The following is an 11836-nucleotide window of genomic DNA, read 5'->3' as shown; positions in this document are numbered from 1 at the left end:
GAAATTATGGAGATTTGATCATGGCTTACCATGGTGGTGAAACGGTGCATTGTGACGATGTGCCCTGGTTGCCTCTGGCGCCCAAGATCGGCGTCCGAATTTTGAAACTTGATCACGAAAGCGGTGGTTTCAGCGTGATGATACGCGCTGAGGCGGGCGGCATCCTGCCGCGGCACAGTCATATTGAAAGCGCGGAAATCTATGTCCTCCAGGGACAGGGAACGCACGCACAAACCGGCGCCTATCAGGCGGGGGACTATATCTCCGAGCCCAAGGGCGCCCTGCATGACGCGCTTGCTTTCGATCAGGAGACGGTCCTGTTGATGATCTGCCAGGGTCCTTCGGCGTTTCTGGGAGACGACGATTCAGTCCAGCACATCATGGATATCCCCATGCTGGAGCATCTTTCGGCGGCTTACGCCGGCGGGGCGGCCTAACCGGCGTTTCCAGGATCGTTGGCGAAGGCCTTGCGCCACGCGCTCGGCGAAATGCCAACGATCTGCCGGAAGCGGCTGGAGAAATGGGCCGGAGAAGAATAGCCAAGCTCAAGCGCGATTTCGGCGGCGGGCAGTTCCGTGCCGCGCAGCAACTGCTTGGCTTTCTCCATCCGCATCTCTGTAAGGCATTGATGCGGCGTCCGGCCAGTCGCGGTCGCAAACGACCGCAAGAAGTGGTCCGTGGAGAGTTCAACGCTGTCGGCCATCTCATCGACGGTCAGTCCCTGGCTCAGTCGATCGGTCATCAGCGCTGTGACCTGTTTCAATCGCCAGGGCGCCAGCGCGTTGCGGCGATCGCCTGTCTTCGGGCGGGTCGGCGTTTCAACATTTTCGGCGTAGACGACGCTCATCAATATCGCGATCGCATGGGTGTTGAATGCGACGGCGTTCTCCATGGGATCACCCAGAACGGACCACATTCGATATGCTAGGTGGCTGATCAGAGGATCGTAAAATGGCTGGTCGGCGGTGTGGCGTAGAGATTGGCCTGATCCAAAGCCGCCGCGATCCGTGAACTCTTTGACCTTGTCGCCCGGCACTGTGACGTGCAGCACCAGGGGCGTGCTCTCGAAATACCAATAAGAGGGGGTCTTTGGAGGCGTCACGAGAATGCAGCCCGGAGCCTCAATGAAATTCTGGCGGCCCCCGCCGATGTCGCGCACGACCCGAGAATGATTTGACACGAGAACTATGCTGACGATGAGATCGTCAATGGGATCATAGTTGACCCCGCAACTGGGCGCGTGGGAAGCCAGCGCCAGCACCGCATTGCGGTTCGCGCATTCGCGAATCTCGATCTGGGTGACGGGCAAGATATGGTCGTTCACGTAGTGAGTGAAACGCATTGGTTCGGCGCCCATCCATCTCCCCTTCCATCGCCTTTTCAGGGGCGAGCTCTATGCGTGGCTCGCGATTGGTCCCCGGATTGAATGCGTGGATAGCGTACGTCCTTATAATCCATCTGCGAACTGTCTGCATCAAGTGTTGCGGTAAAAATTTCTAAGAAAAACAATAATTTCGTCTATGTCTGGCGGCTGTCTGCGCCTTGTTTGTCAATCGGCGTCTAAAAGGGACCCCCTATCGGCGTGCAATAGGGACCCCCTTGTGGGGTTCGGGATGGCAGTGACGAGCGCACCGTTTGCGGGGCTTGGGGCGTAGGGAGGGCGAAGCCCGACCGGAGGCGCAAGCCCCGCTTGGCGTTCTTGTTGGCCGGGTCAGCGGCGGTGTTTGAAGCGCCAGCTGTCGTTGCCGGTCTCGACGATGTCGCAGTGGTGGGTGATGCGGTCGAGCAGCGCCGTCGTCATCTTTGGATCGCCGAACACGGTGGGCCATTCGCCGAAGGCGAGGTTGGTCGTGACGATGACCGAGGTACGCTCGTAGAGCTTGCTGATCAGGTGGAATAGCAACTGGCCGCCCGAGCGGGCGAACGGCAGGTAACCGAGTTCGTCGAGGACGACGACGTCGAGGCGGCAGAGCTGAGCGGCCAGTGCACCGGCCTTGCCCAAGCGAGCCTCCTCCTCGAGGCGGTTCACCAGGTCGACGGTGTTGAAGTAGCGGCCCCTAGCGCCGGTACGCACGACGTTGGCGATGATGGCGGTGGCCAAATGCGTCTTGCCCGTGCCCGTCCCGCCGACCAGGACGATGTTGCGCCGGTTCGCCAGGAAGGCGCCACTGTGCAGGGAGCGCACCAGCCCCTCGTTGATCGGCGTGTCGTCGAACACGAAGGCGTCGAGGTCCTTCACCGCCGGTAGCTTGGCCGCCGCCATCCTGTAGCGGATGGAGGCCGCGTGCCGGTGGGTTGTCTCAGCGCGGACCAAGTCGGCGAGAATCTCCATGGTCGTGCGCTTGCGCTGCAGTCCCGTGGTGACCGCCTCGTCGAAGGCGCCGGCCATCCCCTTCAGGCCCAGGCCGGTCAGCGCCGCCATCATCTCATGCCGCTGCATGCAGGCCTCGCAGGCTGTCGTAGCGGGTGCAGTCGGCCTGAGGCGGATGCCGCAGCGCCAGGTCTTCCGGCGTGACGATGCTCGGCGGCCGAGGCGGTTCGCGTCGGCGCGCCAGGATGTTGAGGATGACGTCGTCGCTGACGGTTCCGGCGGCCAGCGCCTCATGTGCGGCGGCCTCGACCGGCTCCAGACCATCCTCCAGCACGGCCGCCAGAACCCGCACGAACCGCCGGTCGGCCTCGTCGCCCGCGCCCAGCTTGCGCCTCAGGCGCGCCAGCGCGGGCGGCAGCTCCCAGTTCTGGAACGGCGCGCCATTGCGCAGCGCTCCGGGCTTGGTCGCCAGCACCGGCAGGTAGTGCCATGGATCATACAGGGTCCGGTCGCGACCGAAGAACCGGCGATGATCGGCGACGACCTCCCCATCGCAGCGCACGACGATCCGGTCGGCATAGGCTCGGACCTGCACCGTCCGCCGTCCCGCCTTGGCCATCACCGAGTAGCGGTTGCGATCGAAACTGATCAGGCAGGTCCCGGTCACCGCGTGCTCGCTCTCGTGGAAGCCGTCGAACAGCCCCAGCATCGGCTGCAACGCCGGACGCTCGGCGGCCAGCGCCTGAGCGACCGTCAGGTCCTTCTGCTCGGGATGCTGGCGCAGCTCGGCCCAGCGGCGGCACTCCACCTCCAGCCAGCCGTTCAACTCCTCCAGGCTGGCGAAGCGCAGCCGTGGCTGGAAGAACCGCCCACGCGCCGTCTGGACCTGATGCTCGACCTGACCCTTCTCCCAGCCGGCCGCCGGCGAACAGGCCGTCGGCTCGACCATGTAATGGCTCGCCATGACCAGGAAGCGCCGGTTGAACACCCGATCCTTGCCGGTGAACACCGTCGTCACCGCCGTCTTCATGTTGTCGTAGATGCCGCGCGTCGGCACGCCCCCGAAGAAGGCGAACGCCCGCGCATGCGCGTCAAACAGCATCTCCTGGGTCTCGCGCGGATAGGCCCGTACATAGATCGCGCGTGACGCGCACAGCCGCATGTGGGCCACCTTCACCCGCATCGGCTTGCCCGCGATCTCCACGTCCTCGTGGCTCCAGTCGAACTGGTAGGCCTCGCCTGGCCTGAACATCAGCGGGATGAACGACGGTGCATCCGCCACGCCCCGGCGTCGCTTCAGCCGCCACCCCGCCGCGTAGCGCCGGACCGCGTCGTACGACCCGTCGAACCCCTCGCGCACCAGCAGATCATGGACGCGCGTCATCCGCAGCTTCTCGCGCCGCGGCCGCGCCTCGTCCTCTTCCAGCAGTTCATCGAGCCTGACCTGGAACGGCGCCAGCCTCGGCAACGGCTGCACCGCCCGCCGATAGGCGAACTCCGCATCCGGCTCCCGGATCGCCTTGCGCACCACCTTGCGCGACAATCGAAGGTCACGCGCGATCGCCTTGATCGCCTTCCCGGACGCAAACTCGCGCCGGATCTTCAACACCGTCTCCAACACCAACATCCCGAACTCGCCGCCTGACATCCGCCAAGCCGCCACCGTTAGACCTCAGGAATGAGGGGTCCTTATTCGACGCCGATCACACCGCTAACGGGGTCCCTTTTCCACGCCGATCCACAGCACTGCCAAACTGAGCGACCGAGGCCAGTCCAAGCCCCTTCTCGACATCCGCTTCGGGCCGTTGCGGTCGATGTCTGCTTTACGGCGGGTGGTGTTGACCCGCTCGGCCACCGCCCCCCGACTGGCGCTGTTGATCGCCTGGTATATCTACTTCAGTTGGGGCGCGGGGCTGGCTGGCTGACGGCCCGTGCTCAGACCTTGGACGGAATCGACCGGCCGAGGCTGGCGTGTCCCGGTACGGACGCAGGAGATGTTTGCGCCCCTAAAGCGCGGGGCGTCGTTCGGCCGAAGGGATGTTCTTTCGAAGTAACGCGTCGCATGGTATTCTGCGTCGCCTGATACGCTTTGCCAATTCGCTGGCAAATTGAGAGTGCGGCGTTGTCAATACGTCTCGAAAGATGTTGTGATCACGCGTTTTTTACAGCAGTTAATTTTCTCAACGTTTTCAGAATACTTAAATTTTGTCGGTTTCTGGATCGGTGTCGGTTAGCCGAGAATGAAATATAATTACGTAAAACAAATCGTTATATGGGTTTTGTGCAACCGAGTGGGAATGGCCGCATTGATCGCGGCCTATGTGTTGTTCACCGCCTTTCGGGATTTCCGCGACAACTTCTCGGCCGAGGTCTGGAAAGCTGTCGGGTACGGCGATGCGGCGGGCGTCTTCGCCGCCAGCGAACTGCCTGTGGCGGTCATCGTCCTGATTGTTCTGGGCAGTCTGATCCTGATCCGCGACAACCGGCGCGCGCTGATGGTCATGCATGGGGTGGTGATCGCGGGCGCGGCGTTGATCGGTCTGTCGACCCTGGCCTTTCAGGCGGAGCTGGTGTCGGCGCTGACGTGGATGATCCTGAGCGGGGCGGGCCTCTACATGGCCTACACCCCGTTCAACGCCATGCTGTTTGACCGGATGCTGGCGGCCACGCGCAGGGTCGGGACGGCGGGCTTCCTGATCTATGTGGCCGACGCCTGCGGCTATGTCGGCAGCGTGCTGCTGCTGCTCTATCGCAGCTTCGCGGCGCCGCAGCTGGATTGGCTGCAGTTCTTCATCGGCGCGGCCTACGCCTCAGCGACGGCCAGCCTGGTGCTGACTCTGGCGTCGGCGCTCTATTTCGGGCGCAAGCTGGGGCGGAAGCATCAGTCGCCGACGATACAGGCCGCGCCGGACGCCGCCGCATCTTGACGCTGGACGTTAGGGCGTGACATCCAGATCAACCTTCACGCGCAGCGCGTCGTGACGCCAGTATTCGTGGTCGTATTCGACGATGCGCCCGGCCGCGTCGAAGCTGGCGCGGATCACCAGAAGGCCCGGCGTGCCTGACTTCACGCCCAGAGCCTCAGCCTCTTCTTGGATCAGCGCGCAGGGCTGCATCTCGACCCGGTTGCGCGTCACCGCCAGCCGATAACGGCTCTTGAGAATCTGCGTCAGTGAGCCGTCCAGATCATGCGCCAGCAAATCCGGCGCCCGCTCCGCCTCGACATAGATGCGCTCGACCAGCACCGGCCGCCCATCGATCAGACGCCGCCGTCGGATCAGATGCACCGACGCGCCCAGCGGCAGGCCCATGGCCTTGGCGACACCGTCCTGGGCTTCGACCGAGGCGGTCGATAGGGTCTCCGTCGCGGGCTGGCGGCCCTGTTCAGCCACATAGGTCATGAAGCCGGCCCAGCGGGTTGGATCATAGGTCACGGGTTCGGGCGAGACGTACCAGCCGCTGCGATCGCGGCGGAAGATCATCCCCTCGGACTCCAGCTGGAACAGGGCTTCGCGGATCGTGCCGCGTGCTACGCCCAGACCATCCTGAAGCTGGCGCTCCGACGGCAGCTTGGCGCCTGGCTTCAGCGCGCCGCTGTGGATCTGGCGGGCGATATGATCGCGGGCCACTAGATAGCGGCCCCGATCGCCCGCAGGTGTTTCGGTCGGTGAATTCCACCAGGCAGGCGCAGGGGCGGCGGACATGAAAGCTCGTCGGCTGAGAAGTCGTTGACGCCTTATCGCGTCTTCGCGTCTCGGCGTCGATCCTCTGCGCCGCCCGTAAAGAAAACGGCGGCGACCCTTTCGGATCGCCGCCGCCAGGGCATCGGACTGTTGATGGCCTCAGTAGCTGTAGCTCATGCGGAACAGGAAGGTCCGGCCCGGCTCCATATAGTCCTTCATGTAGCTGGGGCTTTCACCCTTGGTCGTATAGTAGCGGTGGCCGTCCAGAATGTTCTGCACGTCGAAATCGACCGCCAGTTGTTCGTTGACGTGGTAGCGCGAGTGGAAGTCCAGCGTTTTGGTCGGCTGCACCCATTTGTCGACGGCGTTGTCGCGCAGATCCTCAATGTACTCGCCCTGATAGTTGTAGGACAGGCGCGCTTCGAAGCCGTACTTCTGATAGGTCAGCGAGGCGTTGTACATCAGGTCCGGCGCACCGACGAAGGAGATCGGACGCCCCTTGCGATAGTCCAGGCCCGTCTCGCCCTCGCTGGTCTGCAAGGTCAGATTGCCCTCGAAGCCGAAGCCGTCCAGCGGCGCGGCTAGGCCGTCGAAGCTCTTGATGAAGTTGAGTTCGACCCCGGCGATTTCGGCGGTGTCGCCGTTCTTGGGCTGGGTGATTTCGATGAAGCCCTCGGTCGTGGTGGCGTCGACCTGACTGCCGTTGGTGAAGATGAAGTTGTCGATCTTCTTGTAGAAGACGCCTGCCGACAGGACGCTGCTGCGGTCAGGATAAAACTCGGCCGACAGGTCCAGATTCAGCGCTTCCGCCGGTTTCAGGTCCGGGTTGCCGCGGCTTATGGCCAGAATCTCGTTTGTCACCGGATCGCGCGTCACCGATTGCCCGCCCGAGATGTAGCCGTACTCGGGCCGCGAGAAGCTGGTCCACAGGGCGGCGCGATAGACCCACTGCTCGTTTGGACGCCAGGTCGCCGTCACGCTGGGCAGGAAGACGCCGTAGTCTGCGTCGCTGGTATCGAACCCGCTGGCGTCGCCGTCGTCCGACCAGAAGGTGTTCTTGACGTCGGTCTGTTCATAGCGGCCGCCCGCGATGACCTGCAGGTCGCCCCAGCGCAGCTGCGCCAGAGCATAGGCGGCGTAGATGGTCTCCTGCCCCTGTTTGTCGTCCTGGCTCAGGCGTTCATAGGACATGGAGGACGGGGTGGCGGCCTCGGCCGCGCGGATGGCGGCGATCACCCGTTCGCGGTTGAAGATGGCGCCGTAGTAGTATCGGCCGCCCAGGATGCGATCGACCTCGCGTTCAATCAGGCCGGAGGCAGCCATGGACAGACCGTCCAACGCCGTGCCGGAGAAGTCGCCGTCCCAGATCGGGCTGCTGTCGTACTCACGTTCTGATTTCAGGTATTTGGCGCCGAAGCGGATCTGTTCCAGCGGGCCGCGATCGACCTGGTAGCGAGCGTCGATCTTGAAGGCGAGGCGGTCGTCCTTCTGACGCGAACGGCTGTGGCCTGCGCCGTCCAGCGGCAGCAGCGACGGGTCGCGTTCGACATGGGCGGCGAAGGCGGGCAGTTGCGGCATGGGGAAGCGTCCATCGTAGGACGACCACAGCAGGCCAGTTTCGTTCAACGGCGCAACGCAAGCGTCGCAGTTGTAGCCGATGGAGTAGTTGTCGGGGTTTTCGCGCTCGCCGAAACTGTAGCTCAGGTCGTAACTCAGCTCGAGCGCGTTCAGCCGGCTGACGCCGCCCAGGTTAACAGTGGCCAGGGTCTGGTTCTCGTCGGAAATGTCCATGTTGCGCGAGAACTGGAACGCCCGAGGATCCCACACGCCCGAGCGGCCGTGCAGGGACCAGTAGGACTTGCGGGTGCGGTCGGCGTCCGTGATGCGGCCGTCGCCGTCGGCGTCGACGATCTGACCCGTCGTATAGCCGTAGATGGCGCCCAGGGCAGGATCCCGGCCGATGATCATCTTCTCGGGCGCGGACAGGGTGCGATCCTCGTCGTTCACCTGCACCAGACGCATGGTCGGGCGGCTGCGATAGTCGGTCCAGTCATTGGTCGAGGCGCGCTCGAAGCGGTTGTACTGGCCGCGCAGGTACAGGTCGTGGTCGGCCCCGCGATAGTCGAAGGAAACGTTGCCGCCATAACGCTCCTGTTCGTTGCGGCGGTAGTCCAGGTCGATGCCCGGCAGGTACATGGAGCGTTCGTCGATCGCTTCTTCAGCCTTCTTGCGCCAGATGTAGGGCTCCCATTCGCCGTCGTTCTCGGTCTCTTCGGTGACACCGTTCGAGCGGCCGTAGTTGACTGAGGCGAAGACGCCGAAACGCTCGTCCTTCAGGCGGCGGCCGAAGTCGGCCTGCAGCAGATAATTGTCCGAGGATTCGCCCTGTTCCTTGGCGCGGTCGTTGAAGCTGTAGCTGGCGAACAGGCGCGCCACCGGGGCGTTGAAGTCAAAGGCGTTGGGCGTGCGGAAGTCGATCGATCCGCCGATAGCGTCGCCGTCCATGTCGGGCGTCAGCGTCTTGGAGACGGAAATCGCCTGCAGACCGTTGGGCGGCAGGACGGTCATCGACATCTTGCGGCTGTCGGTATCGGTCAAAGCCACGCGCACGCCGTTGATCGAATAGGCGTTGAAGGTGCCGGCGAAGCCCCGGACGGTGACATATTCGCCTTCGCCTGTCGTCTGGTTGACGATGACGTTGACGCCCGGCAGGCGCGCCAGGGCGTCGGCGACGTTGGCGTCGGGCAGCTTGCCCATATCATCAGCCGACAGGACGTTGACCACGCCATCGGCGCGACGCTGGGCCGAGATGGCGTTGGCGGTGCCCAGGCGTTGGCCAGTCACCACCACCTCGCCGACGACGGTCGGCTGGGCTTGGTCTTCTTCAGAGGCGGCGGCGATCGCCGTGCCTGCAACGGCCCAGGTCAATGCTAGGGCGCTGGCGCCTGCGATGCGGTTCGCCGTGCGCGATGCGACGGCGGCGGAATGAAACGACATTGGTGATCCCCACCCAGAGTCCAGGAGTTTTGGCTGGGAGAGGGCGCTTCTCGGGCCGTCCCCCGTCCGCATCGGCGGACGAGGGCGGGGTAGCCGCAAGCCAAACTGGTGTAAACCAGTTGCTTTGATCTACACAAAACATCCATAGTTAGAATGTTTGCATATATAAGTATTGTTGTCCGACTTCGGACGTATGCGTGTTACTATTTCAATGTCGCCCGGATGATGTCGATATAATGCGAGACATCAGGCGTAATAACGCCGGGCTGCTTGCCTAGGTCGTCATAGCGGCGCAGGCGAAGGGCCTCCTTGAAAAAAGGGTGCGCCTCAAAGGCCGCGCATTCCGCCTTGTTGAACGGTCCGCCCTGAAGGCTCAGGCTCAGCGCCGATGCGCCGCTCAGGGCTTCAAGATAGCCTGGCTCAACGGCGCACAGATAGCGTTTGGCGGCGACGTGCAAGGCGATCGGGGCCGTCACTTCTTCAGAAAACCATTGAGATAGAAAGGCTTCACCCAGCTTCTCATGAGCTGCGTCGTAGCCGTGATCCTCAGCCGCATCGCCCGCGCCTTCAAGGAATTGTCCCACGTCATGCAGCAGAGCCGCCGCGATCATGGCCGGGGTGTCTCCGGCGTCTTCTGCCAGCTTGGCGCATTGCAGCATATGCTCGCGCTGATTGACGTGCTCGCCGTAGCGGCTCTCGCCGTGGCGGTCGAAGAGGTCGGTAATCTGCTTCACAGGCGTAGCCCTCGCCGTCGACCAGGGGTCGCAAACGGCTGATCAGTTATTGTGGAGTGTTTCTGCGTCCGCCCAGTCATTAAACAGTCATGGCGAACCCTTATTGGTCTAGACCACAAAATCGTCTCCAGCAAGACCACGGATAGACTGTCATGAACCGCACGCTCATCGCCGCCCTGCTAGCTTCGGCTTGCCTGATCCCGACTGGCGCTCAGGCGATGCAAGGCCAGGCCTGGGATTTCACGCCGCGCTATGAATTGCCGCGCGGTGCAGGACCGCAGCGTGCGGACACGCCTTCGCCGATAGCGAAGCTGACCCCGTCCGCAAGTTCCATGCGGTTCAACGACATGGCGCCGACGGAGCGCCGGAACCTGGAAACGGCTTTTGATTCCAGACGCGATTTTACCGTCGAGATGTGGATTCTGGACCATGTGAATCACCCGGTCGCCGCTGTCCTGACGCCGGACGGCGCGAACGGCGCGACGCCCTGGCTGCTGTCCTATCGCGACGGCCAGGCCTCGTTTGGCCCGGCGGGCGTGGCCATGGTCGACGCTCCTGACTACAAAGACGTCTGGCGACACGTCGTGGGGGTGCGTCAGGGCGACGCCTGGCGCCTTTACGTCAACGGCGTCCTTGCTGGATCGACTTCGGCGCGCATGACCGGCGCCTCGGAAAGCTCGCTGGCGCTGACGGCATACCTGGAGGCCGAACCCTATATGTCCCTGCCGGATCTTGTGCGCGGCGCAGCGGTGCATGACCGCGCTCTCAGCGCGGCAGAGGTCGAAGCCGCCTTCGCCGCCCGCGCCGCCCTGGTCGATCAGGGCCGCTTGAACGCGGAGACCTTCCACTTCACCCAGCCGCCTTATCTGAACGCCCCGTCGACACAGGATATCCAGCTGTCGTGGGAGACGGATCGTCCAGCTCGCTTCGCTGTCGCCTGGGGCGAGACGGAAGCTCAGATGCGTCGCATCGAGGTTCCCACCGCCGAAGAGGACCGTCAGGGCGGCGTGACGCTGGACGGTTTGAAGGCCGATACGCCCTATTTCTATCGCGTCACGGCCTCGACCGAGGACGGGCGGGCGCTGGATTCGGGCCTGTTGTCGTTCCGCTCGGCGCCGCTGCCCGGAGCGCCCTTCGTCATCGCCGTCTCGGCCGACACCGAGGCGCGCCCCCATATCAACAACCGCATGAGCCAGCTGATCTGGGAAGAGCGGCCGAATCTGCTGTTGCTGGCCGGCGATCTGACCGACGGCGGCGATATTGATCGCCGCTATCAGTGGACGCACGAGTACTTCCTGGGCATGGGCAGTCTGTTCGGGCGCGTGCCGGTCATCACCGCCCCCGGCAACGGCGAGGGCGAGCAGCACTGGTTCCGCCGCTACCATCGTCAGCCAGGCGACGAGGCCTATTTCAGCCACCGCTACGGGGATGTCGAGTTCTTCATCCTCGACAGCAATCTGGAGGGTAGCGAGGAGCGGAAGCCCGGCTTCCGCGCGCGACAGGCCGCCTGGCTGGAGCAGGCTCTGGCTCGCTCCACCGCCCGCTGGAAGATCGCCATGCACCACCATGACGTCTTCACCAGCGATGAAGACGATCACGGCGACAGCTGGGCCGCCCGCACAACCTACGGCAGCGAGGCGATGCAGCGCGAATTCACCTCGATCTTCGAACGCCATGGCGTGGATCTGGTCATCTACGGCCACTTGCACGCCTATGAGCGCACCTGGCCGATGACGCAGGGCGCGGTCGATCTCGAAAACGGCGTCACTTATGTTCAGGTCGGCGGCATGGGCGGCAATCTGGAAGACTTCGCGCCGAACAAGCCGACCTTCAGCGCCAAGACGGCCCGGACACACCACTACGTCATGTTGCGAGGGGCCGGAGACCGGATCGAGGTCGAGATGATCGATATCGAAGGCCGTTCCCGCGATCGCTTCGCGCTGACGAAAAGATGAAGCGACCGACCTTCCTGCTGCGAATAACGGTCAGGCTGGCGCACTGCGAACGGCTGCGTGGTAAGCCACGCCCATGTCCGCTTCACGCGCTGGCGTTAATGACCGCTCATGGCGCATTGCTGACCGTTCCTAGGTGGTCGTCATGGGTGCCGAGAT

Annotated in this window: 9 protein-coding genes; 3 read left to right on the top strand and 6 right to left on the bottom strand. The window is 63.5% G+C overall.

Annotation, left to right across the window (positions count from 1 at the left end; genetic code table 11):
* The first annotated feature begins 20 nt into the window (after window positions 1-20).
* Window positions 21-437 carry a cupin domain-containing protein gene (locus PIB44_RS11315; protein ID WP_278069449.1) on the top strand — a complete coding sequence of 139 codons (417 nt, stop codon included), beginning with the start codon at window positions 21-23 and terminating at the stop codon, window positions 435-437.
* Here the strand turns inward: PIB44_RS11315 and PIB44_RS11310 are convergent.
* The 3 genes from PIB44_RS11310 to istA form a co-directional block, all read right to left on the bottom strand.
* Window positions 434-1342, bottom strand: a complete 909-nt coding sequence (locus PIB44_RS11310) for a helix-turn-helix domain-containing protein (protein ID WP_278069448.1) — start codon at window positions 1340-1342, stop codon at window positions 434-436. The genes PIB44_RS11315 and PIB44_RS11310 overlap by 4 nt on opposite strands.
* Window positions 1343-1711: 369 nt before the next feature.
* Window positions 1712-2440, bottom strand: a complete 729-nt coding sequence (gene istB / locus PIB44_RS11305) for an IS21-like element helper ATPase IstB (protein ID WP_278069447.1) — start codon at window positions 2438-2440, stop codon at window positions 1712-1714.
* Window positions 2427-3938 carry an IS21 family transposase gene (gene istA, locus PIB44_RS11300; RefSeq protein WP_278070986.1) on the bottom strand — a complete coding sequence of 504 codons (1512 nt, stop codon included), beginning with the start codon at window positions 3936-3938 and terminating at the stop codon, window positions 2427-2429. The genes istB and istA overlap by 14 nt, the downstream gene beginning before the upstream one ends.
* Window positions 3939-4608: 670 nt before the next feature.
* On the opposite strand from istA, the gene PIB44_RS11295 reads away from it, so the two are divergent.
* Window positions 4609-5238 carry a DUF5690 family protein gene (locus PIB44_RS11295; RefSeq protein WP_318035468.1) on the top strand — a complete coding sequence of 210 codons (630 nt, stop codon included), beginning with the start codon at window positions 4609-4611 and terminating at the stop codon, window positions 5236-5238.
* Window positions 5239-5247: 9 nt separating this feature from the next.
* On the opposite strand, the gene PIB44_RS11290 is transcribed toward PIB44_RS11295, so the two are convergent.
* The 3 genes from PIB44_RS11290 to PIB44_RS11280 form a co-directional block, all read right to left on the bottom strand.
* Entirely contained in the window at window positions 5248-6015 is a 768-nt protein-coding gene (locus PIB44_RS11290; RefSeq protein WP_278069446.1) for a UTRA domain-containing protein, read from the bottom strand.
* Window positions 6016-6153: 138 nt separating this feature from the next.
* Window positions 6154-8991 carry a TonB-dependent receptor gene (locus PIB44_RS11285; protein WP_278069445.1) on the bottom strand — a complete coding sequence of 946 codons (2838 nt, stop codon included), beginning with the start codon at window positions 8989-8991 and terminating at the stop codon, window positions 6154-6156.
* A gap of 203 nt (window positions 8992-9194) precedes the next feature.
* Window positions 9195-9725 (bottom strand): phosphonate degradation HD-domain oxygenase, encoded by a 531-nt coding sequence (locus PIB44_RS11280; protein ID WP_278069444.1) that lies wholly within the window; start codon window positions 9723-9725, stop codon window positions 9195-9197.
* Window positions 9726-9877: 152 nt separating this feature from the next.
* Here PIB44_RS11280 and PIB44_RS11275 point away from each other — a divergent pair, with 152 nt between their 5' ends.
* A complete protein-coding gene (locus tag PIB44_RS11275; RefSeq protein WP_278069443.1) occupies window positions 9878-11680 on the top strand; it encodes a metallophosphoesterase in 1803 nt (600 codons plus the stop codon).
* Window positions 11681-11836 lie beyond the last annotated feature (156 nt).

It is taken from the genome of Brevundimonas sanguinis, assembly GCF_029636725.1.
In the GTDB taxonomy this organism is placed as follows: Bacteria; Pseudomonadota; Alphaproteobacteria; order Caulobacterales; family Caulobacteraceae; genus Brevundimonas; species Brevundimonas sanguinis.
The sequence above is the reverse complement of the archived record's forward strand: the minus strand, read 5'-3'. Positions and strand labels throughout refer to the sequence as shown.